The sequence below is a fragment of the Haloarchaeobius marinus genome (genome assembly GCF_051207415.1).
In the GTDB taxonomy this organism is placed as follows: Archaea; Halobacteriota; Halobacteria; order Halobacteriales; family Natrialbaceae; genus Haloarchaeobius.
Genome location: NZ_JBPKGD010000001.1, coordinates 1,167,409 through 1,192,495, shown reverse-complemented (window position 1 = coordinate 1,192,495; position 25,087 = coordinate 1,167,409). Strand labels below are relative to the sequence as shown.

The 25,087-nt window shown below is 63.3% G+C and carries 26 protein-coding genes and 1 pseudogene; 18 read left to right on the top strand and 9 right to left on the bottom strand.

The window, feature by feature from the left end; genetic code table 11:
• Positions 1 to 537, top strand: a 537-nt coding sequence (locus tag ACSC1W_RS05930) for a zinc ribbon domain-containing protein (protein ID WP_435345983.1), incomplete at its 5' end; no start/stop codon positions are given.
• A gap of 853 nt (positions 538 to 1,390) precedes the next feature.
• On the top strand, positions 1,391 to 1,648 hold the full coding sequence (locus tag ACSC1W_RS05925) for a hypothetical protein (RefSeq protein WP_435345982.1): 258 nt from the start codon (positions 1,391 to 1,393) through the stop codon (positions 1,646 to 1,648).
• Between the two features lie 45 nt (positions 1,649 to 1,693).
• On the opposite strand, the gene ACSC1W_RS05920 is transcribed toward ACSC1W_RS05925, so the two are convergent.
• On the bottom strand, positions 1,694 to 2,032 hold the full coding sequence (locus tag ACSC1W_RS05920; protein ID WP_435345981.1) for a winged helix-turn-helix domain-containing protein: 339 nt from the start codon (positions 2,030 to 2,032) through the stop codon (positions 1,694 to 1,696).
• 221 nt (positions 2,033 to 2,253) lie between these two features.
• The gene (locus tag ACSC1W_RS05915; RefSeq protein ID WP_435345980.1) at positions 2,254 to 2,631 is read right to left on the bottom strand and encodes an Lrp/AsnC family transcriptional regulator; all 378 of its coding nucleotides are present in this window, start codon (positions 2,629 to 2,631) and stop codon (positions 2,254 to 2,256) included.
• Positions 2,632 to 2,928: 297 nt separating this feature from the next.
• Here ACSC1W_RS05915 and ACSC1W_RS05910 point away from each other — a divergent pair, with 297 nt between their 5' ends.
• Complete coding sequence (locus ACSC1W_RS05910; RefSeq protein ID WP_435345979.1) at positions 2,929 to 3,225, top strand: HalOD1 output domain-containing protein; 297 nt, start codon at positions 2,929 to 2,931, stop codon at positions 3,223 to 3,225.
• 111 nt (positions 3,226 to 3,336) lie between these two features.
• Here ACSC1W_RS05910 and ACSC1W_RS05905 read toward each other — a convergent pair whose 3' ends face one another.
• From ACSC1W_RS05905 to ACSC1W_RS05890, 4 genes are all read right to left on the bottom strand, one after another.
• Complete coding sequence (locus ACSC1W_RS05905) at positions 3,337 to 3,564, bottom strand: hypothetical protein (RefSeq protein ID WP_435345978.1); 228 nt, start codon at positions 3,562 to 3,564, stop codon at positions 3,337 to 3,339.
• Positions 3,565 to 3,605: 41 nt separating this feature from the next.
• The gene (locus tag ACSC1W_RS05900) at positions 3,606 to 4,847 is read right to left on the bottom strand and encodes an RNA-guided endonuclease InsQ/TnpB family protein (protein ID WP_435345977.1); all 1,242 of its coding nucleotides are present in this window, start codon (positions 4,845 to 4,847) and stop codon (positions 3,606 to 3,608) included.
• 724 nt (positions 4,848 to 5,571) lie between these two features.
• On the bottom strand, positions 5,572 to 6,069 hold the full coding sequence (locus ACSC1W_RS05895; RefSeq protein ID WP_435345976.1) for a hypothetical protein: 498 nt from the start codon (positions 6,067 to 6,069) through the stop codon (positions 5,572 to 5,574).
• A gap of 258 nt (positions 6,070 to 6,327) precedes the next feature.
• The gene (locus ACSC1W_RS05890) at positions 6,328 to 7,665 is read right to left on the bottom strand and encodes a cytochrome P450 (RefSeq protein ID WP_435345975.1); all 1,338 of its coding nucleotides are present in this window, start codon (positions 7,663 to 7,665) and stop codon (positions 6,328 to 6,330) included.
• Positions 7,666 to 7,754: 89 nt separating this feature from the next.
• Between ACSC1W_RS05890 and ACSC1W_RS05885 the strand changes: the two genes are divergently transcribed.
• From ACSC1W_RS05885 to ACSC1W_RS05870, 4 genes are all read left to right on the top strand, one after another.
• Entirely contained in the window at positions 7,755 to 8,441 is a 687-nt protein-coding gene (locus tag ACSC1W_RS05885) for a helix-turn-helix domain-containing protein (RefSeq protein WP_435345973.1), read from the top strand.
• Positions 8,442 to 8,573: 132 nt separating this feature from the next.
• A complete protein-coding gene (locus tag ACSC1W_RS05880) occupies positions 8,574 to 9,209 on the top strand; it encodes a helix-turn-helix domain-containing protein (RefSeq protein ID WP_435345972.1) in 636 nt (211 codons plus the stop codon).
• 111 nt (positions 9,210 to 9,320) lie between these two features.
• Positions 9,321 to 9,623 carry a hypothetical protein gene (locus ACSC1W_RS05875; protein WP_435345971.1) on the top strand — a complete coding sequence of 101 codons (303 nt, stop codon included), beginning with the start codon at positions 9,321 to 9,323 and terminating at the stop codon, positions 9,621 to 9,623.
• The gene (locus ACSC1W_RS05870; protein ID WP_435345970.1) at positions 9,620 to 10,591 is read left to right on the top strand and encodes a permease; all 972 of its coding nucleotides are present in this window, start codon (positions 9,620 to 9,622) and stop codon (positions 10,589 to 10,591) included. Before ACSC1W_RS05875 ends, ACSC1W_RS05870 begins: the two co-directional genes overlap by 4 nt.
• A gap of 127 nt (positions 10,592 to 10,718) precedes the next feature.
• On the opposite strand, the gene ACSC1W_RS05865 is transcribed toward ACSC1W_RS05870, so the two are convergent.
• The gene (locus tag ACSC1W_RS05865) at positions 10,719 to 11,108 is read right to left on the bottom strand and encodes a winged helix-turn-helix transcriptional regulator (RefSeq protein ID WP_435345968.1); all 390 of its coding nucleotides are present in this window, start codon (positions 11,106 to 11,108) and stop codon (positions 10,719 to 10,721) included.
• Positions 11,109 to 11,250: 142 nt separating this feature from the next.
• On the opposite strand from ACSC1W_RS05865, the gene ACSC1W_RS05860 reads away from it, so the two are divergent.
• The 6 genes from ACSC1W_RS05860 to ACSC1W_RS05835 all read left to right on the top strand — a co-directional run bounded on the left by ACSC1W_RS05860 (position 11,251) and on the right by ACSC1W_RS05835 (position 14,785).
• Positions 11,251 to 11,499, top strand: a complete 249-nt coding sequence (locus ACSC1W_RS05860; protein ID WP_435345966.1) for a SelT/SelW/SelH family protein — start codon at positions 11,251 to 11,253, stop codon at positions 11,497 to 11,499.
• Between the two features lie 34 nt (positions 11,500 to 11,533).
• The gene (locus ACSC1W_RS05855; RefSeq protein WP_435345964.1) at positions 11,534 to 11,791 is read left to right on the top strand and encodes a glutathione S-transferase N-terminal domain-containing protein; all 258 of its coding nucleotides are present in this window, start codon (positions 11,534 to 11,536) and stop codon (positions 11,789 to 11,791) included.
• 132 nt (positions 11,792 to 11,923) lie between these two features.
• Complete coding sequence (locus ACSC1W_RS05850; protein ID WP_435345963.1) at positions 11,924 to 12,853, top strand: bile acid:sodium symporter family protein; 930 nt, start codon at positions 11,924 to 11,926, stop codon at positions 12,851 to 12,853.
• 240 nt (positions 12,854 to 13,093) lie between these two features.
• Positions 13,094 to 13,858 carry a LolA-like protein gene (locus ACSC1W_RS05845; protein ID WP_435345962.1) on the top strand — a complete coding sequence of 255 codons (765 nt, stop codon included), beginning with the start codon at positions 13,094 to 13,096 and terminating at the stop codon, positions 13,856 to 13,858.
• A 185-nt stretch (positions 13,859 to 14,043) separates the two neighbouring features.
• Positions 14,044 to 14,379: a hypothetical protein gene (locus tag ACSC1W_RS05840; protein WP_435345960.1), complete on the top strand. Its 336-nt coding sequence runs from the start codon at positions 14,044 to 14,046 to the stop codon at positions 14,377 to 14,379.
• A gap of 169 nt (positions 14,380 to 14,548) precedes the next feature.
• Entirely contained in the window at positions 14,549 to 14,785 is a 237-nt protein-coding gene (locus tag ACSC1W_RS05835) for a hypothetical protein (protein WP_435345958.1), read from the top strand.
• Between the two features lie 296 nt (positions 14,786 to 15,081).
• Here ACSC1W_RS05835 and ACSC1W_RS05830 read toward each other — a convergent pair whose 3' ends face one another.
• Positions 15,082 to 15,867, bottom strand: a complete 786-nt coding sequence (locus tag ACSC1W_RS05830; RefSeq protein WP_435345956.1) for a sulfite exporter TauE/SafE family protein — start codon at positions 15,865 to 15,867, stop codon at positions 15,082 to 15,084.
• 289 nt (positions 15,868 to 16,156) lie between these two features.
• Between ACSC1W_RS05830 and ACSC1W_RS05825 the strand changes: the two are divergent.
• The 3 genes and pseudogenes from ACSC1W_RS05825 to ACSC1W_RS05815 all read left to right on the top strand — a co-directional run bounded on the left by ACSC1W_RS05825 (position 16,157) and on the right by ACSC1W_RS05815 (position 19,524).
• Positions 16,157 to 17,941 (top strand): annotated as a pseudogene (locus tag ACSC1W_RS05825) (5'-nucleotidase C-terminal domain-containing protein).
• Between the two features lie 222 nt (positions 17,942 to 18,163).
• Positions 18,164 to 18,502 carry a hypothetical protein gene (locus ACSC1W_RS05820; RefSeq protein WP_435345954.1) on the top strand — a complete coding sequence of 113 codons (339 nt, stop codon included), beginning with the start codon at positions 18,164 to 18,166 and terminating at the stop codon, positions 18,500 to 18,502.
• 44 nt (positions 18,503 to 18,546) lie between these two features.
• Positions 18,547 to 19,524, top strand: a complete 978-nt coding sequence (locus ACSC1W_RS05815) for an endonuclease/exonuclease/phosphatase family protein (protein ID WP_435345953.1) — start codon at positions 18,547 to 18,549, stop codon at positions 19,522 to 19,524.
• 198 nt (positions 19,525 to 19,722) lie between these two features.
• Here the strand turns inward: ACSC1W_RS05815 and ACSC1W_RS05810 are convergent, their stop codons facing one another.
• Complete coding sequence (locus tag ACSC1W_RS05810) at positions 19,723 to 20,685, bottom strand: patatin-like phospholipase family protein (RefSeq protein WP_435345951.1); 963 nt, start codon at positions 20,683 to 20,685, stop codon at positions 19,723 to 19,725.
• Positions 20,686 to 21,127: 442 nt separating this feature from the next.
• Here ACSC1W_RS05810 and ACSC1W_RS05805 point away from each other — a divergent pair, with 442 nt between their 5' ends.
• Both ACSC1W_RS05805 and ACSC1W_RS05800 read left to right on the top strand, forming a co-directional pair.
• Positions 21,128 to 23,143, top strand: coding sequence for a DUF7282 domain-containing protein (locus ACSC1W_RS05805; RefSeq protein ID WP_435345949.1), 2,016 nt, complete (start codon positions 21,128 to 21,130; stop codon positions 23,141 to 23,143).
• Between the two features lie 644 nt (positions 23,144 to 23,787).
• Complete coding sequence (locus ACSC1W_RS05800) at positions 23,788 to 25,044, top strand: polysaccharide pyruvyl transferase family protein (protein ID WP_435345947.1); 1,257 nt, start codon at positions 23,788 to 23,790, stop codon at positions 25,042 to 25,044.
• The last annotated feature ends 43 nt before the right edge of the window (positions 25,045 to 25,087 follow it).

The window sequence follows — 25,087 nt, the reverse complement described above, 5'->3', positions numbered from 1 at the left end:
TCGAATCGGATTCGACGGCTGTACCGACAGCGGACGAAGCGTCGTGACCACGCACAGAACGCGCTGGTGCGCGACCTCGTTGAACGGCTGTACGACGAGGGCGTGGCGACGGTGTACGTGGGCGACTTGACCGACGTGCTGGAAACGCACTGGTCGGTCAGGGTGAACGAGAAGACGCACAACTTCTGGGCGTTCAAGAAGTTCATCCACCGTCTCGCGTGCGTCTGTGAGGAGTACGGAATCTCTCTTGAAGCCGAGTCGGAAGCGTGGACGAGTCAGATGTGTCCCGAGTGTGGCGACCACGAGGAGACGGTTCGCCACGGAGATACGCTGACGTGTCCGTGTGGGTTCGAGGGGCACGCCGACCTCACGGCGTCTGAGACGTTCCTTCGAGAAAACAGCGGTTGCGAAATCAGGCCGATGGCACGGCCCGTGCGATTCGAGTGGGACGACCACGATTGGTCGGGGAAACCACACCCTCATGAAAGTCCCAAAGAAGTGCGCACGAACCCGCAAGTTGCCTCCGTGGGTCGGTAGCCGAACCCCCCAACGGAGGAATCCTCGCGCTTTAGCGCGGGGAGGATGTCAAACTCCCGAACAGCCGAGTGTCTAGCTGATCGATGTCACCGATACGAATCTGACAGAACCCCGGCAGACGAATAATGTTTGTTTTTATACGTGAACCCTCGTCGACACGACTGACTCGGGTCTTTCGGACCGGGTGATGCAGGACCACGACACGTGCCTGGATGGTGATAACCCGGATTCAGTTTCTTCCACGGCGCCGACGTCACCCGCTGGATGCAGCATGCTGGTCTCGACGGGGTGGGTGCGAGCGACAGTGTGCACCTGTGGCACTTCGAGTTCGTCGACCGGGGCGTTCCACCCGGCCACTCGAACGGACAGTATCGGGAGTCCCCGGTTCCCGGCAGCAGGTACCCCTTCTGTGGCGCAACCGAGGTGTGGTCCGCAGACGTCTCTCCGAATCCCTCGGCGGGACGGGAGCACCGGCCGATCGGCACAGCCTGTAACCGCCCACTCCGGGGTGTTGCAAACCGCAACAGTCCCAACTCACCGGTGCAGTGCTGTGGGAATCCTCGCCGGTCAGGACGGGGAGGACGTCGACGGACGGCGTAGCGACTTCTCACCGAAGCCACCGGCCTGGGGTGTCTCTCCCTCGACGGAGCCGGTCCGGTCCGTAGCCTCGGCCTCTGTCGGTAGGAGCCAGCAATACTCATCGTGAGATATAAATACCATTATAGGGCGATTCGTGCACACGTCCTCGGAAGACGAGGAACACGCTGGACTCCTCCTCTGGGGGAGTCCGTCCTGGCACGGACTCTTGCTCGTCGTGCTTAGTCTAGGGGTGGCAACAGTCGGAGTGACGTTCGTGGATTTCGAACCGGTCCTCGTTCCGCTCGGCGCTCCCGTGTGCGGCTTCGTACTCCTTCCACTCGGCGTTCGGGTTCTCGTCCAGCCGAAGTGGTGGCTGATGTTTGCGGTCGGTGTCTTCCTCCTGGTCCCTGCGGGGTTCGCGATGAAGTCCCGCTCGGTTCCAGCCTTCCTCTACCTGGGATTCTCTGCAGGTCTTCTGATAAGTATGGGGATGAAGCAGGGGAGATTCCCGAAGAGAGATCACGGTTTGTAGAGACAGAAGCTACCGCGAGCGTTCGACGACCGTCAAAGAGCGATTCTACGGCCAGTCGCCGGGGAGTTCGTCCTCGTGGGTGATCATCAACTCGACGAGCGGCGCGATCTCGTCGTAGCGCGGGCCACGGATGATCGTCCCGGTCTCCTGGTCCCACCTGATGAACCCCGTCTCCTCTAGCTTCGGGAGGTGGACGTGGTGGAGCGACGTCAGAAACGCGTCCAGGCGGTCATCTTCGGTGGCGAAATCGTCAGGCGAAAACGACTCGTCCGCTTCGTCCCGGGGGTTCGCTCGGGCGAGGGCCGTCAGAATCCGCCGTCTCACCGGATGACTGAGTATCTCGAACAGTTCGTCGAGCGAGCCCTGTGTGTCTGTGGTGCTCATGGGTGTGATGCTCATGGCGCGTTGGGGGCGGCGGGATGGACACCGAGTCCTCCCACGCCCCAATGTCACGGTATAGCATGACATCTGGCCCCGGCTCCAAAAAGTGTTGTGATTATCGCAATCATGGAACTGGTTCATCCGCAGAAAAACATATATATATATATATATATATATTGTGATTATCGCAATCGTGTCGTGTGGTTGAACACTCGCGTGGTGGGTCACTCGCTCTCGTCGAACTCGAACTCGGCCCAGGGGCGGATGTAGTGGTTGGTGACGATCTCGGAGGAGACGATCTCGAATCCCATGGCGGCGAGGTCGTTGGTGATCTCGGTGAGGTCCCGCGTGTCGACGGCGACGACCTCGACGTAGATGTTGCGGGTGCTGGTGAGCATCTCGCGGACGTCGACCACCCCGTGGCGGTCCAGCGCCCCCACGGCGAGTTCCTCCCGCTCGTCGGCGGGGGCGCTGCAGACGAATAGCACGTGCAACGGGTAGTTCGCCAGCTCGTAGTTGATCTTCGGATAGTACCCCTCGATGACGCCGGTCTCCTCCAGGCGCTCGATGCGGTTGCGAACGGTGCTGGCGGAGACATCCACGTGCTCGGCGATGTCGGCGATGGTGTGTTGCGTGCGTCCTCCTGCAAGACGTACAGGATTCCACGGTCCACCTCGTCCATCGAGACTGAACTCATGTGCCAGTCCACCACCCGCGACTGTAAGAATCTTCGTCCGATTCGTGGAATGCACAGTTCTGCGTGGCCAGGTCGCCTATCCGGTACGGGACCGTACTCGTCGCGCCAACCTGGATGCGGAATTTGCAATTTGCGGGGCTATTTCCTGTGCTTTTTGCACTTCCGGGGGAACACTTAATGGTACCCGTGCGTATTTGAGGGTATGAAGACGGACTCCGCCTCATTTCTCGTCGTCGGAGAAGTGGCCCGGGAGGAGGGCGTCCCACCCGAGGAGTTGTCACCGCCGTTGGGTACGGTCATCGATGCCGAGGCTCTGGACAGACTCGTCCAGTCGGACAGGGCGTCGCCAGAGAACCCCGTCGAGATCGCGTTCGAATACCGGGACTACACGGTTCGAGTTCGAACCGAAGCCGAGGTACGCGTCTCCGTCGACGACGCATCCGATTCGCCGGACGCCACCGAGTTGCTGCCCGAAGAAGGGGCCGAGCGGTCGGACTAACGGCGCCGTAGCCCGACGACTTTTGCGCCGAGCGGAGGTGCTTCAGCCCGGGGGTGCAACGCAGGCGCGGACGCGAAATCCGAGTTCTGTCCACTGGCCCTGCGTCTACGGTCACGTCTCGTTGGCGATGGTCTCGACAGCGACGACCAGCCGATAGAAGAGGTAGATGACGAACAGGGCCGCCGCGAATTCGAGGATCTGGATCCACCATATCATCAGCTCTAAGACGCTGCCACGGACGATGACACCGTATACGAGGCTGGCTGCGAATAGCACCACGACCGATCCGACGCCGACCTTCCAGTTCGGAACCTCGTCACGGAACTCTCGTACTGACATACTGTGGGTGAAACAGGGCACCCAGGTGAATCGCCTCGGGGTCAAGCCCCGGGGCTTCCCGTTTCCACGACGTGACTTGCAGACACACGCTGGAAATCAGCGGCGTCCGTAGTGGTCACAGTCTCTACGGGCGTGTCTTCGGGCCATCCCAGCCCTAGTTCAGAAAAGCCGCGTTTCAATATGTTCATCGCTGCATTCGCATCCCTGTCAGTCTCGAACCCACAACTCGGACACGAATGTTCCCTGACCCAGATGGGCTTCGCCGTCTCCACACCACACGACGCACACTCTTTCGTGGTACCTCGTGCTTCGACCTGCTTGACGTGCGTGCCGTACAGGTCGGCCTTGTATTCGAGGAGTGTGATGAACTGTCGCCATGCTGCATCTTGCTTGTTACGAGCGTTCCCATCGCCCTGAAGCATCCCGTTCACGTTCAAATCTTCCACGAACACGGCGTCATACGTCTCGGCGAGCCACGTCGTGAGTTTGTGCTGGTAGTCCAGCACTTTCCGACGAATGTGACGCGTGACCTTTGCCACTTCTCGGCGTTGTTTCTCGTGGTTGTTCGAGCCGTTCTCCTTGCGAGACAACTTCCGTTGCTCACAGCGAAGACGCTCGTAGTCGTCTTCGAGATCGAGCCAATCCACGGTCTTCCCATCACTTGTGTGGATGTAGTTGAGAATGCCGAGGTCAATACCCACGCTGTTACTCGGGTCGAGCGAGTCCACGTCGGGATTCTCAGGCAGGTCGGCGTCGTCGGTCTCCAGACCGAAGGAGACGAACCACTCGCCAGTCGTCTCCTTCTTGAACGTGACCTCTTTGATGGTGGCGCGGTCGGGAATCGGGCGGTGATAGCGTATCTTGACCCACCCGATTTTGCTGAAGCGAACGTACGCATACCTGTCTCGGCCCCTCTTTTCATCGAGGTCGAAACCAGACTGGTTGTACGTCACACTTCGATACTCACTGGGTGCTTGCCGCTTGAGCCAACCAACGTTGTATCCCTTCTCTTTCTTCTTGCGAAGGTTCGAGAGGTTGCGGTGGAAGCGTGCGACAGTGGCTTGTGCGGCTTTCGAGTGTATCTCGCTGAACACAGGCCACTTGCGTTTCCAGTTGGGGAGTTTGTTGTTCTGGTCGTACTCGCTCGGCTTGCCGCCCTCGGGACTGTTCGTGTAGTCCCAGCGGAGGTGGTTGTAGAGTTGGCGATGAACGTCGAGATGGTGTTCCAGTTCAGCCGCTACCTCTTGTGTCGGGTAGGCGTGGTAACGGTGACTGTATTCCATCGCTGTCTCTTGATTAGGAATGTTTCGACTTAATGGTTTGTATCACGAGTTGTCGGCTTCATCCCCGAGGTCAAGCCTCGGGATATTCGCCTTGACCACTGATAAAGATACGCATCGTTCAGAGGCGGATATAACCTCTCGTGTCAACCTGAGTAACACTCGCCCTGTCCGCATCTCACGAGTGTAACGTCCAGTCGAACGCATTGCCGAGGGTCTTCGGTGAAACGTCGATGAAACCCACAATCGGTGACATATCTCGGCGACCGTGCTGAATAGAGCGCGGATGGGTCACACGGTCTTTCCGGCCACGGTGTCACAGGCAGGGGATGCGTGTATCGAACGGTGCATTGGATACGGAACGTCGAGGAGAGAGCCCCGCCGTTCAGGGCGGGCAGGATGTCAATGTAGATAGTTTATCCGTGCTGTAACAAATCATCAAAACCCCAACATAACACATATATTAAGGCAGGAAAATTATGATTGTATGGTGGAAAACGACTCGGTGCCCTGGGTAGACGTAATCAATGGCATTGGGTCCGCACTGGTTGGAATACTGGCGGTTCTTACTCTCTCATTCGCAATCCCGTTGGAGTGGCGTAGTCCTTTCACACTTGCGTTTCTATCAGTAATTGGGATAATTGTCACAGTTGGGCTATACTCCTTGCTCAGCCGAACATGAACGGTTTGTCCGTTCCCCGTCCCTGCGATGACGAGTTTACACGACTCACTCCCCGGATTCTCGAGTAGTGGAGTAGCTATAGACACCTGCTCCGAGAGCGACGACGAGACCGACCAATCCGATGCCGACGATGGTGTAGTGGTAGCGAAACGCGAGTTGGTGTGACTGCCGGGACAGTGTATGACCGCCGAAGAAGACGGTCGCGAGCTGGTCGCCGAGTGCCGGGACGACCAGTACCGTCTCGAGTACGCGCTGGCCCGTGTAGAACGCAAGCTGGTTCCACGGGAGCAACAGGCCCGACACGACATACGCGACGACCAGGGGCACCGCCACGAGACCCCCGACCGCGTAGGCTGGTCTGATTACGACCCCGAGAATCACGGCGAGCGGCACTATCAGGCCTGCACCGACCGCGAGTAGCACTCGAAGACCCCCTGCGCTCCCATCGGACGGCGCGGCGACCAGGAGTAGCAGGTCGAGACCCAGGAGTATGGCGACGAATCCCCAGAACAACCACTCCACCAGCCAGCGCGAGGAATCCATGCGCTCGAAGCGCCCCTGCATAGTTGGATGCCTGACTACCCCCTCGCGTATACTTTGTGCTTCTCCTGTACAGTCGCACACTTATCTAACGGCATTCTCACCATCGAGGGCGTGAAACGAACGTCGACGGCTTGCTGACTACGGCCTCTCCATGCAGCACGCCACGACTGACAGCAGCTACCCAGACTCCAGTCGCGTGCTGCACAGACCGGACGTCGAAGCAGCAGCCGGTTCGAGAGTCCAGTTCCGACGCATCGACTACCGCCGAGTGACGGTCGCGTCGATGTCCGGTTCGGGCCTGAGCTGGAGCGACGGCGTGAAGGTCAGCGGGCCGTCCACCGAGACGTCCAGCTCGACGGTGTCGAGCATCGTCGCCAGTACCAGCGTCAACTCCTGTCGGGCGAACGGCGCGCCGACGCAGTTGCGGGGACCGCCACTGAACGGGAAGTACGCGTACTCGGGGCGGTCACTCGGCTGCTGCCACCGAGATGGAACGAACGCCGTCGGGTCGTCCCAGAACCGTTCGTCGCGGTGGACCGGCCACTGCGGACACAGGACCTGTGCTCCGGCCGGGAGTTCGTGCCCGTCGAGGGTCACCGCTTCGGTCGCCTGGCGGGTCACGCCGAGCGTCGGGGGATACAGCCGGAGCGTCTCGGACACCACGTTCCGGGTGCGCTCGAGGGCAGCGGAGGACTCACCGGTCGGCCGGTCACTGGCAACGACGTCGTGCGACTCGTCGACGAGCGCGGCCCGCACGTCGGGATGGCCGTCGAGCAACCGCACGGCGTGGGTGAGTGCGACCGACGGGGAATCGTGCCCCGCGAGAAGCATCGCAACCACGTTGTGGCGAACCTCGTCGAGGGAGATGTCACCCGCATCGTGCGCGTCGAGCAGTACCGAACAGACGTCGTCACCGAGCCCGGTCGTCCGGCGTTCGGAGATGAGTTCGTCGACGTACGCATCGAGTTCGGTCACCGTTCGCTCGAACCGGCGGTCGGTCGGCGTCGGAATCCAGTCGGGGAGCAACTGGCCGGGTCTGCGGAGATTCGCCCGGTCGACGAGTGCGTCGGCGGCGTCCATGACGACCTCCTCCCGTCCACGGATATCCACGTCGAGCATCGCGTCGGCGAGAACGTTCACCGACAGGAACCGCATCTCCCGGTAGAGGTCGATGCGCTCGCCGTCCTCCCACTCGTCGACGTAGGTCGTCGTCGTCTCCACGATTCGGTCGGCGTATCGCTGGATCGCATCGCGGGTGAACGCCGGGCGCAACGCCCTGCGCAGTCGCTCCCATCGCTCGCCCGTCGTCGTCGTCACGGCGTGGTCCTCGATCCCGCGGAACGTCTCGCGCTGGGCGGGACTGATCGTGAACGTCTCGTGGTCAGCGACGAGGATCTGCTCGATCGGCCCCGGCCCCGTGACGAGGTACATCGTCCGTCCCGGGATTTCGAGACGTACGATGTCGCCGAGCGACGCCCACTCCTCTATCGCTCCGACCGGATTCCGGGAGAACGCGAGTCCGTTCCCGAGGAACGGGACCCCGTCCGGAGTCGGAGGGGACGTGGTACCTTCGGCGGCCGAACTCTGTCCGGTCATGGGTGAGTGTTCGAACGCCGACGTGTTCGATATCACGGCGAACCTCCTAGCTCCTTTTTATATCCGAGGTGGTAGTCCACCTGTGTGTCATGAAGTACCTCGACCTGCGACTCCACCTGCCGGACCGACTGCTGCATCCGATACAGGCGTTCATCCGCGAGGGGGACGCCGTCAGGTACGAGGAGATGCTCGCCTGGCGCGTCCGTCCCGACGAGGGGATCGAGTACGCGCTGTACTACGTCGAGGCGGACCTGGAGCGGTATCGGGCGGCGGTACGCGGGGTGGAGACGGTCGTCGACTGTCGAATCACCCCCATCGACGACGACGCCGCACACGTCTGGGTATGCGAGGAGACGCGTCCGGAAACGCGAGCGTGGCGTGACGCCTTCGCCGACCGCCAGTTGATTGTGGTGCCACCGATCCGGTTCGACGACGAGGCCACCATGGAGATGACGATCGTCGGCGATGGCGGCGATATCCACGACACGCTCGAGAACGTACCCCCGGCGGTCGACGTGACGGTCGACGAGATCGGAACCTACGACCGGCGTGGTGGAACCCTCGCCGGTACCCTCACCGACCGCCAGCTAGCGGCCGCCAGCACGGCACTACGACTCGGCTACTACGAGGTTCCCCGTGAGGGAACACTCGACGACGTCGCAGAGACGCTGGGGTGTGCAGAGAGCACCGCGTCTGTGCTGCTCCGGCGGGCCGAACGGGACGTCATCTCCCGAGTGCTCACCCGGTACGGCGGGGACGTGTCGACCGGAGCGTGAAGTCCATGCTGGCGATCGTCGCGATGCCCTCGAGGCCCCATGTCGACGGCATAAACCAGCCCCACATCTGGGGCGAGAACTATTTTCCAGGGGAGCGTAAATCCCCAGTACGAGACGTGGAGGGAGTCACGAATGCGTGAAGCAGTCATCCAGGTACCGCAGACGGAGTTCGAGAAGCTCGGACTGGAGGGGTTCGTCTCGCACATCCGGGCGGCCGGGCTCAGAGACCTCTCCGAACTCGTCTGCTACGGTGACGGCTGCCTGTTCGTCGTAACCGTCGAGTCTGAGATCGGTGACGACCTCGCACAGGTCGACCGGCTAGAGTGGTACGAGCAACTCTCGGGGGCGACGGAGAAGGTTGTCTACCTCTGTAAAGTGGTCCCCGACGTCGACGGCGAGGTCCGTCCCATGCGGACACTGGGTATCTCGAGCCGCGACATCCAGGTCGGCGAGGGTGGCGTCGAGGTGACGCTCGTCGGCGAACAGGACGACATCGCACAGGGGGTCGATGCCTACGACGACGCGGGGATGAGCGTGGTCCTGCAACGTATCTCGGACTACACGGGGCCGACGACAGCACTCGATACACTGACCGACCGCCAGCTCGAGATCCTCGAAACGGCCTTCGGTCTCGGATACTTCGATGTCCCCCGGAACGTCTCGACGGAGGAGGTGGCTGAAGAACTCGACCTGGACCCATCGACGGTCGCAGAACACCTCCGTCGGGCAGAGCGAAATCTGCTCTCGGAGTTGCTCGCGTCGGCGTGACTGCCGTCCGTACTCGCCGGTCGTACGGTAACCTGCGAACCGACCGTCCTGAATCCTCCCGAGATGAGGGGAGATGAACAGACAGGGGTAGCGGGCGTCACGACGACGTGCATGCCGACCGATACGAACCAGTCCGTACTGGACCGCCTGTGGAGTCGCCTCGAAGACCGATACGGAACCGACGACGTCGGGTGTCGCTGCGACGCGAGCGGGGAGGCACAGAGTGTCCTCGACCGGACCAGCCTCACCCGCGACGACGTCGCTGCCTACCAGCGCGGCGAGCGGACCATGGCTGACCTCACCGCGAAGCTCGACGTCGACCTCGACCCAGACCGGATCGACGACGCACGCACGCTATTCGAGGAACTCGCTGCGGCGTTCGAGGCCTCTGACGGGCAGACTCCGTCGTCATGACACCGGAGATCGCAGCAGTGCCGCTGACGCTGCGGGCCGACCTCCTGGATTCGGCCCGGTACTTCGCCTGGCTGTTCGCGACGATCGTACCGCTGTTCGTGCTGGCATCGTTCCTCGTCGGCCTCGTCCAGGAGTACGCGTCGCCGGGGCGCGTTCGAGAGGCGCTCGAACAGCGTGACGAAGGGAGCGGTAACCTCGCAGCCGCGGGCCTCGGCGCAGTGACGCCGTTCTGCTCGTGTTCGAGCATCCCGCTGGTCGCGGGCCTGCTGCAGGCCCGTGCGCCGCTGGGCATCGTGTTCTCGTTCCTGCTGGCCTCACCGCTCGTCAACGAGATCGCGGTGCCGCTCCTCGTCGGGTTGTTCGGCCTCCGCGTCGCGGGCCTCTACGTCCTCGTCATGTACGTCGCCGCAGTTGCCGGTGGACTGGTAATCGGCCGGTTGCTGGCATTCGAGGAGCACGTCAGGGTCGACGGCATCGCGTCGGTCAGCCCTGATTCGCCGGCGATGGCCGACGGCGGAACGAACGGGGCCGTCGCGAGTCCGGAACGACCCCACCGGGAGCACGGCCGAGCAGCGGCAGGCCACGCCTGGTCGTTCCTGCGCGAGATGCTTCCCTACGTCACGCTGGGGATGGTCGCAGCGGCGCTCATCCACGCTGTCGTCCCCGTGTCGTGGCTCCAGTCCTTGCTAGGGCCATCGAATCCAGTCGCAGTCCCGCTGGCCGTCCTCGCCGGCGTCCCGATGTACTTCAGCCTCTCCGCGATGCTGCCGGTGGCTGCGTCACTCGCGAGCAAGGGAATCCCCATCGGAACGGTGCTGGCACTGCTCGTCGGGACCGTCGGCGTGAGTCTGCCCAACCTCGTCATGCTGAACAAACTGTTCAGCCGGCGGTTGCTCGTCGCCTACGTGAGCACAGTCGTCACCATCGGAATCGGTGTCGGGTTGGCGTTCAACGCGGTCCTCGTGTGAACGGCGGTTCTTAGCATAGACTCGGGATTCCATCGAGGCACGAACGGAGGCGTCGTCGGCGGTAATCCCACGAACACTGCCACGTCGGCCCGGGGAAGCGTCCGTCGTCGCTGGCGTTCGGCTCCGGTCAGCAAGCCGCGTCCTCTTCGCCCTCGGCCGGGCGCAGGTACGTTTTGCCCCACTCCTCGAGCGAGTCGATCACTGGTTCGAGTGACCGTCCACGCTCGGTGAGCGAGTATTCGACAGCGACGGGCTTCTCACGCACGATCTCGCGGTCGACCAGGCCGTTCTCCTCGAGGTCTTCGAGGCTCTGCGAGAGCATCTTGTTCGTGATCGCGCCGACTTCGTCGCTGAGTTCGTTGAATCGGAGTGCGTCGTGTCGTAGCAGTCGGTGAACGATGACCGGGTGCCATTTCTTCCCGATCACGTCGATCGTACACGTCACCGCACACCAGTCATCGCCCGCACACCACACTGCCAGGCATTCGTCTTCCGGAACGTCCGCGGAATCGCTCATACCGTTCGTTTGTACGTCCGGACGGAAAGTAGTTCCTCGAAGATACGTCGTATACAAACGAAACCACGGTTACGCAGACGAAACCCCATATCATAACATAAACCTGATATTTATCCCCCGGGCGCTCCTCGGTCGAACTGCAATGACGGAAGTCACCATCGAGTACTGTGTGCCCTGTGGCCTGCGCGAGTACGCCGTCGAGACGCAAGAGACGTTGCTCGACGAGTTCGGTCGTGACCTGGATGGCGTGCGGCTCCAGCCAGGCCACGGTGGTGTGTTCAAGGTCCACGCTGACGACGACCTGATCTGGGACAAAGACGAGCACGATGGCGATATCGATCTCGAGGCGATAACGGCGGCCGTCCACGAACGGGCACACGCCCACGCCTGACCGCCGGCGGCGACCGGCCCTTCAGGAAACGCCAATGCTCGAACTCCACCAGGCAGAGGGATGTCGCTACTCGGCGACGGTACGCCAGACGCTGACCGATCTCGGCGTCTCGTACGTCGTCCACAACCCCCGCTCTGCCGCCGGCGAAACGCGCAACGAACAGACCCACGATCAACTCCGGACACTCGGTGGCGACGACCAGATTCCGTTCCTCGTCGATCGGCAACGCGGCGTGACGATGTACGAGTCCGACGACATCGTCGCCTACCTGGAGGAACACCACGATGGCTGAGCCAGTCGAGAGGACTGCCCGGCCAGTCCCCCCTCACAGCGTGCAACAGAACGGTGTGCACCCTCCGAGGTCACCGAGCACAGCAATGGGGAGGCGCGCCGCGTTGCGTGGCCTCGAACGTGGTCGACCACGGTGACGACGGCAACCCGGTCCCACTCGACGGTACTCGTCGACCTACTCGAGGACTACCTCCTCGTGTGGATTCTGTTCTCCGCAGGTCTGGGTATCGCACTCCCACAGGTGGCGGTCGTGACACGCGCCTCGACGCCTATCCTCGCGATGATGATCGGCAGCATCTCGCTGACGCTGTCGGTCGAGGAGTTCCGGCAGATCGACGCTCGAACGCTCGGCCTCGTTCTATCGGGACACGTCACGATGCCGTTTCTGGCGTTCGGCGTGGCCCGAGGCCTCGGTCTCTCTCCGGAACTGACCGTCGGGTTCGTGGTGCTCGGCGCGGTGACGCCCGAACTCGTCACGCCGGTGATGACGGAACTCGCCGACGGCGATACGGCCCTCTCGACGACCGCACTGGTCGTCATCGGAATCGGAAGCGTGGGGTTCGTTCCGGCTATCGTGACCCTGCTGGTCGGGGGCATCGACGTGCCGACGACACCGATCGTCGAGCAACTGGTCGTCGCGGTCGTCGCCCCGATAGTACTCGCGGTCGCCATCCGGGCGTGGCGGCCCGACCGAGTCGCCCGGTTCGACGCCTACTACCCGGCAGTCTCGGCGCTGATGGTGATTCTCATCGTCGGAGGGGTGACGGCCGCGAACGCGGCGGTCATCGGGGCGAACACCCCGCTACTGATGGGCGTCGGGGCTGGCGTCGTCGCGCTGAATGGACTCGGGTACGGAGTCGGCTATCTCGTCGGCCGTCGCGCCTCGCGCCCGGTGCGCATCTCGTCGATTCTCTCGGTCGGCATGCGGGACTTCGCCGTCGCGGCAGCGCTCGTGGTCGCCGCCGGACTCCCGACGATCGCGTCGCTCCCGGCCGTCGCGTTCGGGGTCGTCGAGATGGCGACGAGTGCCGGCCTCGCGAGGTGGTTCAGTGGAACTACATGAGTACTCACTCGACGCCCTCGTAGCCGGGTGATTCGGAGACCGGTCGTAATTCCTCCGTCTTCGTCCGGTCCAGGGCGCCGACGTCGATGCCGAGGAGGAACGCGATGTACGTCGCCGTGGATCGGTGCCGCTGACTACGTGGAGGGGAGTGACAGGGTGGAGCAGACCGCCTTGCTCCGCCTGTAGATTCCCCCAGCAGAGTTGACAAAGTTTTTATACTATGGCTGTATCGGCTCGCCCATGGCCCGCCTCGCCCTCCACGCCCTGCTGGTCGTCTGTGTCCTGACCGCCGGCTGTTCGACGCTCGGGTTCGGCCCCGACCCCACGCGCGAGGAGCGCGCCGTCGGGGCCCTCGACAACGCGACGGCGGCCCTAGCGTCGACCGAGTCGTACCAGTTCGAGTCGGACATGACAGTCGCCGTCACCGCCGACGGCCGCTCCGAGCAGGTCGACCTCGACCTGACCGGCGCCGTCGACGCTGCGGCCCGGAAGATGCGGTCGAACACCACCAGCGACGGCGAGTCGCGACGGGCGTTCGTGCTGAACCGGACCGTCTACCGGGAGTGTGCACCCCCGTGGGACGGCTGGGCGGTCGAGGAACGCGACGACGACGGCGAGTGGATGAGCCAGACCCCTGCCGTTCGGCAGCTGTCGCTGCTGGAGTCGGGGTCGCTGTACTGGAACGGCACCGAGACCGTCGACGGCGAGCAAGCCGTGGTCCTCTCGGGCGAACCGACCGCCGACGCGCTCACCCAGTACCAGGACGAACGGTCGCAACCCGTGTTCGGCGGTCCCAGCATCGACGACGTCGAACTGCGCGCCTGGCTCGACGCCGACACCGGGCGACTCCTCCGGACGGAACTTCGGTTCGCGGTGTCTGAAGGCGGCAACACGGCGACGGTGACGATGACCACCACGTTCGGCGACTACGGCGAACCGGTCTCGGTCGACCTGCCCGCCGAGGCGCAGACGGACCCGTACGAACTCGGTTGCCCCGGGGAGTGACGTCCCCGGGTTGGGGAGGTCGTCGACGAGTCTCGTCGTTCGTCCGACGTCCCATGGCCTCTTTCAGCAGACCCGGGGTCGGTCGGCGTTCGAACGCCCGCACGTTCGTCGAGGCGATTCGACAGAGACACTCGACGCAGATACCACCAGCAGGGTTTTTCTGGTGACGTGTCGTGGCTGAACGTGTGAGCCCTAATAAAGACGACAGCGGGCGAGACACACAGGAGACCTCGTCAGTGGACGTTCCGGCCGTCTTCGACGAGGTCGGCGTGGCGACGAGTACCACTACAGCTGTCATCGACGTGCTCGGGTGCTCCCTTGCGGTTGCTCGCGACCGTCTGAAGGCTCTCCACGAACAGGGGAGCGTCGACAGGCGAACGTCCGGCTGGACGGTTCTCTGGTGGCGAACGGATGCGATGCCGTCGTGGAAAGAGACGTTCGGCGCGCTCGCAGATACCGACGTCCCCGAGGGCATGGAGGACCAGCGGGCGCAACTGCGCGAGGAGTGGGCCGATCGCTGACGTGGCCCCTGCTCGACGTTTCGTAGTGTTGTCCAATTGTATCGGGGGGGAATCGGAAACGGAGGAGACTGGTAGAGCAGATGTGGTGTCTCGACGAGCAGAGAGCACCACGCAGGGAGATCAGTCCGGGTTCGAAAACAGTATTAGTTGTCAGAACTGATGAGTATCCATGGTTGGAATCGAGATCTCAGGGACGTTCGCCGTTTTCCTCGGGCTTATTGGAGCGGTCTTGATATACTTCGATGGGCGAGAGCATGGGCTTGAGACGGCCGACATGTGGGCTGTTGGTTTCTTCGTGGGCATGTTCATCCCGCCGATTATCGGTGCTGTAATCGTTGGCGTCCTCTACCTTCAGAAGCGGAACCCAGGGAGAGGGAGCCCCATCTCCGTTCGGAAGTACCGCTAACTGCGTTCTGCGTCTCGGTTGGGCTATTCTTCGTAGTCGGTGGAGAAGCACGACGGAATCAGTCGATTAGTTCCGATACGAGCGCGATTCCCGGGTGGAGAAGATTCTAGGTGTCGTAGTTCTCCTGAGTAGTGTATGCGCGTCGAACGCAACGAGACCTAGCACTCCTCTCGCTGCTGGCTCATCCCGACGAGGACGACCGCCTGAAACACGCCGTCCGAAGCGTTCGCTGCTCGTTCGTCGTCCAGTCGGGTGGCGAGAGAAGGCTCCGGAGCCTTCGAGGTTCCTGGACGCGGTCACAGTTCCGGAACAGCCGTGAACAGGAGAACGAACGCGTTCACGGTCAGCAGCACCAGGACGAACCACTGGAAGATGCGCTCGGGGATGTGGTCGAAGATGTAGACACCGGCCCACGCACCGAGGAACACCATCGGGACGGCTACTGCGGCCTCGACCAGCAGCGGCGCCGTCACGGCCCCCGTGTACGTGAGGCTCACGAGACGGTACAGCATGAGCGTCCCGAAGAACGCGGTGAACGTCGCCTTCATCTCCTCGTCGCTCCAGAACCCGCTGGCCGACATGAACGCCCCGTAGACGATCATCGGCGGGCCGGGGACGGCGACGGCACCGCCGAAGATCCCGGCGAGGAGCCCGGCCGTCGCGCCAACGATATTCCCCGGCCTGTAATCGTTGTCCTCGATCCAGTCCGTGACGGTATCGAGTTGCTGGGTCGCGCCGACCACGATGACCGCGAGCACGAGAACCGCACCGATGGCGACGCGCATCTGTGCTTCGTCGAACTGACTGAATACGTAGATGCCGAGCGGCATCCCGACGACGAGTCCGCCGACGGGGACGATCCACTTCTCCCAGTCGAACGCGTCGCGGACGCTCCACCAGACGCGGGCGTTACTCACGACCGCAGTCGCGGTGAAGACGATCGAGGCGCTGGAGGGCGACCGGAACAGCGGCATCAACCCCATCGACACCTGCGCGAAGCCGAACCCGGCGATCCCGTGAATGACGGACGCGACCAGGATGACGGCCGCAGACAAGCCTGTCGTCACCCAGGTACTCGTCATCGGTATCGCCTCCAGGCTCGGGTCGCCGGACGCATCGTTGGAGACGATACTACGGCGTCCGCGCTTAGGGGAGTTGTCCCTAAGAGCTGAAGGTGGACACCCTCGGTCTCGTTTCGATATCACATCCCCAACCGCGCCACGAGTTTCTGTCTCCTACGCAGGGATAGTGACTCTCGGCCATCGTGTCCGATCTTCTGCGATACAGCCCTCGTGGCGGGTCTCGTTGAGGATTTCGAATCACAACCCCAATCCATGAACAGGAGGAGGACGTACGTGCAATCGTATCACGATGAACGGGAGCGAGACGTCCATCGGCGAGTGGAGGTCCCTCGGTGGCGACCCCGCCGGCGACGGCGCCGACGACCCAGACGTGGTCTTCACCCACGTCAGCGACCTCCACGGGCAGCTGACGCCGCGCTACCAGGTCTACTACGACAATCCAACGTCGAAGCCGGACTTCGATTTCGGAGACCAAGACCGCGTCATCGAACGCGGCGGCGGGATTCCCCTGCTCGCAGCCAAACTCGACGAACTCCGCGAGGACTACGACGTCTGTACGCTGATGAGCGGTGATACGTTCCACGGCTCCGCCGTGACCACCTACACCGACGGACGAGCGATGCTCGAACCCATCAACGAGCACGTCGTCCCCGACGTCTACGTCCCCGGGAACTGGGACTACTCGAACGAGGCCGCCGAGGACGGTGTCTTCGTAGCGCTAATGGACGACCTCGACGCCCCGGTCCTCGCGAACAACCTCTACGACTGGGAGACCGACGACCGACTGTACGACGCGTACACCGTCGTCGACGTCGACGGACTCTCTGTGGGCGTCGTCGGGATGACGAACGTCTACGTCGACCGGATGGCCCCCGCGTTCTACGAGGGGAAGTACCGCTTCGGCAAGCACCCCGCGCTCCTCGAGGAGTCCGCTCAGGCCGCCCGCGAGGACGGCGCAGACGTCGTGGTCGCCGTGACCGAGATCGGACTCCCGTGGATGGTGCAGGCCGCGAAGGACTGTACGAGCGTGGACGTGATGTTCAGCGCCCACACGCACGAGTACACCTACGACCCCATCGTCGTCGAGGAGACCGACACCGTGGTCGTCGAGTCCGGGATGGGCGAGGCACTCGGTCGCGTCGACCTCCGCGTACGCGATGGCGAGGTGCAGTTCCGACACCACCTCTACTGCCTGACCGAGGACGGCGAGCACACGCCCGACCCCGACGAGGCGGCCAGGGAGACGGTCGAGTCCGTCCGTGCGCCGTTCTTCGAGGACGACCCCGGGGTCGAACGTGGAGCGGGGACGCTCGACCGCCCGCTGGATACGGTCGTCGGCCAGACCGAGACGGCGCTCTACCGGCAGTCGTTCCTCGAGAGCGCGTGGAACACGCTGTTCAACGACGCGTTGCGCGCGCACTTCGAGACCGACCTCGCCGTCTCGCACGGCTTCCGGTACGGAACTGCCATCCCGCCCGGGGAGGTCACACTCGGACAGCTCTACACGTTCTTCCCGATGGCGACGCCCGTCGCCCGCGGCGTCGCGTACGGGCAGCAGCTCACGTCCCACATGGAGGGGTTCCTCGAGGACAACTTCTCGCCGTATCCCTACAATCAGGAGGACGGCCGCGTCCGGAACTTCTCCTCGAACGTCGAGGTGACCGTCGACCCGACCGCCAAGCGCGGCCGTCGCCTCGTCGAGATGCGCGTCGACGGCGAGACGGTCGACCCCGAAGCGACGTACTCGGTGGCGACGTTCCGCCGGCCGGGCGACCCCGAACGCGACCTCGGCAACTGCGGCTTCCCGTTCTAGGACGTCGCGGTCGACGACGGGGCGATACCGGTCGACGTCATCGCCGAGTACCTCGAAGCGCACTCGCCCGTCGGCTACGAAGTGATGGGCCTGGTCGAAACGGCCGACGACGGCGGCCGAGCCCAGAACACGCCCGCCGACGGGCCGTACCCGTTCATCCAGCCCGGCGTCGACTACGCGGACGGCGAGGCGTACTGCGAGACGGCGATGATCCCCCGCGGAAACGCGTTCCCCGACGAGGGACGGAACCGGAAGCGATAGACGATCATCGGTATCGAGTCGTCCCTGTACGGATTTGCCTATCCTGTCGTATGTGTCGTGTGATAGGTTCCACGTATACAGCACGACAGCGACTGCATACCACTACGTATGACTTTCGAGGAGGCCCAGACATTCACAATTCGGCCTGACTCGGGACGGTACTGTCAGAACCTCGTGGCAACTCCCGCCTAACTTTGAACGCGACCGCAGCACTAGTAACGTATGCCGCAGTTCGAGATCGAGTCGTACGAAGCCAACGTCATGAACCGGCCGGGAGAGAAGTGGGAATTGATCAGCCTACGCCCGGCCGATTCCTACGATGGGCCCATCTGGAACACCGTCATATGGTTCAGATACGACCGAAACTACTCCGGTGTCGGGTATCGGGGGAACGGGTACATCTTCGGCTTCGATTCCAGAGAGCGGTTCGAAACCGTACACAGGCTGCTCCAGTCCGAGGCCCCGGTGTTCTTCCGGTGGTATCCCGACCAGCTGGGCTTCCTCGATTCGTACGACATCACTACGGAGGAGGAACCGCCGGGCGAGGGGCCCGGTGAGTAAACAGAGACGTACACCGACCATCTCGAATCAGAGAGTTTGACCCCATGCCCACCATCACCGATTCGCCACCGACAGCCGTCCAGTCTGACCTCGACGACCTCACCACTGCCATCGACGAAACGATTCCACCACGGACCGTCGACGAGAACCTCCTCGTCGGGACGTGGAACATCAAGGAGTTCGGCGGCCTCACCGAGAAGTGGCGGGCCGGTGACGGCGACAGCCCGAAGCGTGACCTCCACTCGCTGCGCGCGATCATCGAGGTGCTCCGCAGGTTCGACGTCATCGCCATCCAGGAAGTAGTGGGGACGTTGAAGTCGCTTCGTCACGCGTTGAAGTTCCTGGGCGACGACTGGGGAGTCATGCTCACCGACGTCACGCGCGGCGACGCCGGTGACGGTGAACGACTCGCCTTCCTCTTCGACCGACGTCGGATCCAGCCCAGCGGTCTCGCAGGCGAGCTGGTCGTCCCGGCCGAGGAACTCGAGAACGACGACATCGGCGAGGATGCACTCCAGCGCCAGTTCGCCCGAACGCCGTACGCGGTGAGTTTCCGGTCCGGAGACCGGACGTTCATCCTGGTGACCTTGCACGTCGACTACGGCGACTCGGCGGACGAACGGACGCCCGAACTCCGGGCGATCGCCGACTGGCTCGATCGCTGGGCGCGACAGATCAACTCGTGGGACCACAACCTCATCGCCCTCGGCGACTTCAACATCGACCGCATCGGCGACGAGCGCTACGAGGCGTTCACTTCGACCGGACTGCACGTACCGGACGACCTGAACGACGTGCCACGAACGATCTACGCCGACGTCGACGACCCGACAGCGAAGTTCTACGACCAGATCGCGTGGTTCACCGGGGAGCACGGCCAGCCAGCGCTGTCGCTGGAGTACCGCCAGTCGGGGACGTTCGACTTCCGGGAGTTCGCGCTGCCTCGACGGGACTTGACCATGCGCTCACTGTCGTCTCGCATCTCGGACCACTATCCGCTGTGGACGGAGTTCTCGCTTTGACGTCCTCCCCACCCTGACGGGCGAGGATTCCACGAAGCGGAGTCTGCGGTTCGATGGTTCCCCGGGGGTCGAGAACGAATTCTCGTGAGTCCAGTCGATTCGACCATCGGAGTCATGTCCGCACGACCGCACGGGGCGTTCTCCTCGATTTCCGTGACTCCTCACACGTTCGAACGTACAGGTATCGCCCGGAAGGGGTCAGCCGTCGTCTGCCGACCAGAACTCGCTCGCCTTCGCTTCACCTCGTTCCATCAGTTTCTCCAGGAACGCCGGACTCCGGTCGAGTTTCGAGTGGACGTCCAGGTCCACGTCCAGTTCGACCTCGCGTAGTTCGATGTGTTTGTACCGGTCGTCGTCGATGACGCCCTCGTCGACGAGGTCGTTGATGGACCGTATCATGTGTTTCTCCTGTTCGAGCGAGAGGTTGCCCGAGAGTTCGTTGCGCCGGTCGGCGATGTCGTTCAGCGAACGCGGTATCTCACGACGCTCGTCGGGGTTGATCCGAACGATCCAGATCTGGTCCGGCTTCTGGTCGGCCGGCACCTCGCTCGTGAAGTGTCGGATGGGTGGGTTCTGTGAGAAGAGTCCGTCCCAGTGCCCGTAACTGTCGATCTCGACCGCCCGGAACAGGGTCGGGACGGCGGCCGACGCCAGTAACGCGTCCGTGCCCGCCTCGCCGTCGGCGAACACCTCGAACGACCCGGATTCGACGTTGACCGCACCGACGAACAGGCGTGGTGGTGAATCGCTGGCCGACCCGTCGAACTCGACGTACCGTTCGATCGTCTCCCGGAGTTCTCGCCGGGCCCACACCGACCCCCAGTGGTAGTACGGACTCGTGCCGAACGACCCGAACTCACCGGTGAGCCGACTGCTCCAGAGGGTCGTGTCGTTCACGAACTGCTCCCAGAACGAGTCCGCGGCCACGTCGTGCCAGAACCCCTGGAGACGGTCTCTCGCGCCTCGCACGTCGTCTCGCCGGAGTCCGTCCCACGCGAGCGCTGCACACATGGCTCCGCCCGATGTCCCGCTCAACGCCCCGATTCTGTACTCGTCCGGGCGATTCTGCAAGATTTCGCGGAGGACGCCCGCGGTGAATGCAGTGTGACTCCCGCCGCCCTGACAGGCTATCGCGACCGTCGTCTCTGTCGCCTGGGACATGCCGGATAGTACGAAGCGCACGAAAGTGAAACGTGCCCCCGAGGTGCCTGTGTGATGTGTCCGGGACGAACCGGGCGCTTCGACGCGGTCACCAGCACGGAGTCGGCCGATTCGAACGACCGGAATGCTGGGACTGGTTGGCAGCTCCGAAGTCCTCGATCCGGAACCCCCTCTCCTGGCCCGAAACGCGAGAGTGCCCCGCGGGACCGGGACGAGATTCGCGCCCTGTGTCCAGTACTGTCAGCCAGAACTGGCGGAGAGTTGTCATAGCCGGCGTGTGAAAATAGAGCCGGTATCCACCACTCCAGACCCATCAGTTACGAATGTGATTCGACGTGGGATTCCCATCGGTCGAGAACAAGGATATCCATAACAATATCCGACGTGCCCATACCGTAGCCTACGGTGAAATTTCCATGACGTCGATGGAACCCGACACCTCATGAGCTCGCCGGAGGGACTCTCGCGCCGACGGTATCTCGGTGCAACCGGTGCGGTCGCGTTCGGGGCCGTCTGGCGGTTCCCGGCGGAATCGACGGTCTCGTCCCTTCAGGCCGAACGCCCGGTCGAGGTCGATCGAACGGTCGGCGACCTCGTCGTGTTGCCGGCCGACCCCGAGACACTCCTCACGGGGGTCATCGACGTCGGCCCGGACTCGGATTTCAGTCAGTCGACCGAGTTACTGGTCCGCCTCTCGGCTTCGGATGGCTCCGTCCTGGCCAGTGAGTTTGCCGAGATCTCAGAGACCGGAGAGTGGGAGGTAGTGTTCGACCTGGCTGACGCCGAACCCGGACAGCCCATCGAGATCGAGGTTACCGAGGACGACGAGGTGACCCTCGTGACGGTCCCGGGCGTGATCGGCGCGGTCACCGGGTCGATCACCTTCAGCAATCAGGAGGCCGTGGACGAAGCGCGGGTCGTCGTCGTCGTCGAGGACGTCTACCTGGAGGTCGGGGGCTTCGTCGCGATCTACGAGGAGTCCCCGGCCGGGCCGATTCGTGGCGTCAGCGAGTTCCTCCCGGCAGGAACCAGACGACAGACCGTCGAGATCCAACTCGAAGATCCCGTCGAGGGGGAGACCACGCTCGTCGCGGTGGCGCACGTCGACTCCGACGTCGACCGCTCCTTCGGACACGTCGAGGACACTGGGGTCGACCCACCCTACCTGGAATACGGAGATCCCGTGTTCGACGAGGCGCTCGTGGCTGGGCACTTCCCGCCGGTGACCGAGACGACGACGCGTGCTGACGATACCGGGGGGCTCCCGCCAGGGCTGGACGTCGGGGTCGGCGCAGCCGGGGGACTCGTGGGCGTGTGGCTGCTCCAGAAGGTACGCAACCCACCGGGGACGGGCCAGCAGGGCGAGAAACCGACCGACGAGGACGATAGAGACACGGAGAACCGGCCGCCACATGCACAGATCGTCTCCCACCCGGAGAACCCGAAACCGGGACATCCGGTCCTGTTCGACGGGGCTCTCTCCTTCGACCCGGACCGGGGCGACCACGTCGTCGAGTACGACTGGACCATCGGCGAGAGCGAACCGACCGGCCAGCGGGTGGTCCACGTCTTCGGAACGCCCGGCGAGGTAGACGTCACGCTCACCGTGACGGACAGATACGGGGCCTCTGGCGCCAGTACCAGGACGGTCACCGTACAGGATACCGGCGGAACGCTGGCGCTCTCGGACGCCCATCCCGACGCCGGTGGCCGAGACCATGAGCAGTTGCACGACGAGTTCCTGACCTTCGAGAACGTCGGGGATGCGAAACTGACACTCGGCCAGTGGACGATTCACGACGCGGCCGAGGAGGAGGGCCGCGTCACGAAGGGCGACCACACCTTCACGATTCCCAGCGGGGTCACACTCGAACCCGGAGCGACCCTGACGGTCCACACCGGTTCGGCCCCACCCACCGACGAATACGAGGAGACGGATTCGGAGCGGCACCTCTTCTGGAACAAACGCTGGCCGGTCTGGAACAACGACGCGGACGTCGTCGTGGTGTCCGACGACGCCGGCCATCCGGTACTGGCCACGCGATACGAGCGGACGACACGCGGCGCGTACGAGTTCGAGGACATCACGCCGGCGAGCCTCGTAGATTGGTTCCCTCCGGTGACTGTGAAGAGCGGCGACGCGACCACGGTCGGGCCAGTGAGCCTCGCCTCGGAGTTCGAGCCCACGGCGGTCTCGAACGCAGTCGAGTTCGTCGCCTCTGCCCTCTTCCTCAGGGGTACGAAGCAGTTCGTCAGCAGCTGGGCGCTGCTCACCAGCTTCTTCCTCATCTCGGGAGTGACGTGGCTCGTTTCGATCATCGTCTGGCCCCAAGCACAGTCCATCCCGCTCGGAATCCCGCTCATGCTCCTCCTCGGGTCACTGGTGCTCACCATCGCAGGGGAGATACTCGTCCTCCTCCAGCGGACGATCGGCTCGATCGTCGACCCGGGGGGCTGAGGACGAACCGGATTCCTATCGGAACGGCCAGAAGTCCCGAAGACCCCGGGCAATCTTCCGGGTCGCGACGGTCGCAACCCTGCCCGCTCTGTACGTACCCGTCTTCGTCACTGTCCGCTTCCCCGTCACCGCTGGAATCGCGTCCGTCGTCCTCCGTCGCCGCCCGCAGCGGCTCGATACCCTCGCCGAGGTCGTCGCGCGCCGAACGACTCGTCTCCCAGAGCGACCGCGCCACTCGCCGTCGGCGCTCGCGGTCGCCCTCGTAAAGCGCCGTCAGCGCTTCATCGCGGTCCATCGATGTCGAACTCCCGCTCGACGAAATCGACCACACCGGTCGCATAGCGGCCCTGAGCACCCGAAACCGAGGTCCGCTCGACGATACCATCCTCGCCGGACTCGATGTAGCAGGCGTTCTCTCGGTTGCAGCAGGGCACCTCTCGGGTCGTCGACGCAACCGAACGGACGCCGGTATGAGCACTCCGCGACGGCCGAGACGGGGCTCTGGCCGGTCTTCACCGAGTGGGGTGACACGTGCTTTCTACGTCAGGATGAGACACTGCATCAGTTTGAAATACTATACTCATTTGCATAATATTAAAGCCGTTTCCAGCGGATAGTATCGGGTAGCCGCCCACCCACCGACAATGGATATACTGATAACTGATTACTACTGTGCATCGAACCGGGGGGACGCCGCGATACTGGAGGGCGTCCGCCACTCGCTCGAAGCGGTGTACCCCGATGCCGACGTCACGGTGATGACCGAGCACCCCCAGGCAGCCGACCTGGTACACGGAATCGACTCGGAGGAACAGGTCCTCGCAGGATTTCACTGGGAACCGTCGAGGGAGAACCTCGCCCGCGCGTATCTCTCAGCGACCAGCCCCCTGTACACACGTGGGGTGACGCCGCCGGGATTCGAATACGTGGTCGAGAGAGGGAACGTACAACCGTACCTCGACGCCGACCTCGTCGTCTCGACTGGCGGCCAGTTCCTGACTGACGTCTACTTTCCCGGGAAGGTCGGCGTTCTGTGGGAGCACCTCTTCCTCGACCAGCTCGACACCCCGGTTGTCATCTACGCGCAGACGCTCGGCCCGTTCGACCGCTCTCCGTACCGCAGGATGACCCGGACCGTTCTCGACAGAGCGGAACTGATCGTCACACGGGACGAACGATCGAAGGAGGTGGTGGAGGGGTTGAACGTCTCCACGCCAGTACACTGCACCGCCGACGCGGCGTTTTCGATGGCCCTGGAGACGAACGAAGGAACTCCACTCGACGCGCTGGATGCGAACGACACGCTTCCCGACGAGTACGAGACGACGGTGAGCATCTCGGTCAGAGAGTGGCAGCATACGGACGAAGAGACGGCTGTAGACGACTACGCCCGGGCCGTCGCAGACGTCGCCGACTGGTTGGTCGAGGAGACGGAGTCGAACGTACTGTTCGCATCGACCTGCACCGGGTTAGCCGGCTATCACAGGGACGACCGCCTGATGGCCGCACGGGCCGTCGATCTGATGCGCCACGGCGACCACGACGGCGTACAGATTCTCACGGGAGAGTACACGCCACGAGAACTCGTCGAAATCTACGAACGGGTCGACCTCCACGTCGGGATGCGCATGCACTCCAACATCCTGGCGATGCTGGCAGAGACCCCGGTCGTGGCGATACAGTACCAGTTCAAAACCAGGGGGCTGATGGAACTGTTCGGGCTACTGGAGTACGTGATCGACGTCGACGACGTGGATAGCGAGTCCCTTCGACGAATCGTCGAACGCGCACTCGACGACCGTGCCTCGATAGCGGACACCGTCCGGGCGGAGTTGCCGGCCGTCAAGCAACGGTCGCGCCGGTCGGCAGAACTCGTCCGAGAGCATCTCGAGGGCGATTGAGAACCGGTGACCCCGGTGCGATTCGACCCGTTTCGAACGGTCC

What these genes read in the sequence shown, in the direction of transcription:
- ACSC1W_RS05920 (WP_435345981.1), bottom strand. Translation starts at nt 2,032, where the DNA reads ATGAGCACCACAGACACACAGGGCTCGCTCGACGAACTGTTCGAGATA.
- ACSC1W_RS05910 (WP_435345979.1), top strand. Translation starts at nt 2,929, where the DNA reads ATGAAGACGGACTCCGCCTCATTTCTCGTCGTCGGAGAAGTGGCCCGG.
- ACSC1W_RS05905 (WP_435345978.1), bottom strand. Translation starts at nt 3,564, where the DNA reads ATGTCAGTACGAGAGTTCCGTGACGAGGTTCCGAACTGGAAGGTCGGC.
- ACSC1W_RS05900 (WP_435345977.1), bottom strand. Translation starts at nt 4,847, where the DNA reads ATGGAATACAGTCACCGTTACCACGCCTACCCGACACAAGAGGTAGCG.
- ACSC1W_RS05895 (WP_435345976.1), bottom strand. Translation starts at nt 6,069, where the DNA reads ATGGATTCCTCGCGCTGGCTGGTGGAGTGGTTGTTCTGGGGATTCGTC.
- ACSC1W_RS05890 (WP_435345975.1), bottom strand. Translation starts at nt 7,665, where the DNA reads ATGACCGGACAGAGTTCGGCCGCCGAAGGTACCACGTCCCCTCCGACT.
- ACSC1W_RS05885 (WP_435345973.1), top strand. Translation starts at nt 7,755, where the DNA reads ATGAAGTACCTCGACCTGCGACTCCACCTGCCGGACCGACTGCTGCAT.
- ACSC1W_RS05880 (WP_435345972.1), top strand. Translation starts at nt 8,574, where the DNA reads ATGCGTGAAGCAGTCATCCAGGTACCGCAGACGGAGTTCGAGAAGCTC.
- ACSC1W_RS05875 (WP_435345971.1), top strand. Translation starts at nt 9,321, where the DNA reads ATGCCGACCGATACGAACCAGTCCGTACTGGACCGCCTGTGGAGTCGC.
- ACSC1W_RS05870 (WP_435345970.1), top strand. Translation starts at nt 9,620, where the DNA reads ATGACACCGGAGATCGCAGCAGTGCCGCTGACGCTGCGGGCCGACCTC.
- ACSC1W_RS05865 (WP_435345968.1), bottom strand. Translation starts at nt 11,108, where the DNA reads ATGAGCGATTCCGCGGACGTTCCGGAAGACGAATGCCTGGCAGTGTGG.
- ACSC1W_RS05860 (WP_435345966.1), top strand. Translation starts at nt 11,251, where the DNA reads ATGACGGAAGTCACCATCGAGTACTGTGTGCCCTGTGGCCTGCGCGAG.
- ACSC1W_RS05855 (WP_435345964.1), top strand. Translation starts at nt 11,534, where the DNA reads ATGCTCGAACTCCACCAGGCAGAGGGATGTCGCTACTCGGCGACGGTA.
- ACSC1W_RS05845 (WP_435345962.1), top strand. Translation starts at nt 13,094, where the DNA reads ATGGCCCGCCTCGCCCTCCACGCCCTGCTGGTCGTCTGTGTCCTGACC.
- ACSC1W_RS05835 (WP_435345958.1), top strand. Translation starts at nt 14,549, where the DNA reads ATGGTTGGAATCGAGATCTCAGGGACGTTCGCCGTTTTCCTCGGGCTT.
- ACSC1W_RS05830 (WP_435345956.1), bottom strand. Translation starts at nt 15,867, where the DNA reads ATGACGAGTACCTGGGTGACGACAGGCTTGTCTGCGGCCGTCATCCTG.
- ACSC1W_RS05820 (WP_435345954.1), top strand. Translation starts at nt 18,164, where the DNA reads ATGCCGCAGTTCGAGATCGAGTCGTACGAAGCCAACGTCATGAACCGG.
- ACSC1W_RS05815 (WP_435345953.1), top strand. Translation starts at nt 18,547, where the DNA reads ATGCCCACCATCACCGATTCGCCACCGACAGCCGTCCAGTCTGACCTC.
- ACSC1W_RS05810 (WP_435345951.1), bottom strand. Translation starts at nt 20,685, where the DNA reads ATGTCCCAGGCGACAGAGACGACGGTCGCGATAGCCTGTCAGGGCGGC.
- ACSC1W_RS05805 (WP_435345949.1), top strand. Translation starts at nt 21,128, where the DNA reads ATGAGCTCGCCGGAGGGACTCTCGCGCCGACGGTATCTCGGTGCAACC.
- ACSC1W_RS05800 (WP_435345947.1), top strand. Translation starts at nt 23,788, where the DNA reads ATGGATATACTGATAACTGATTACTACTGTGCATCGAACCGGGGGGAC.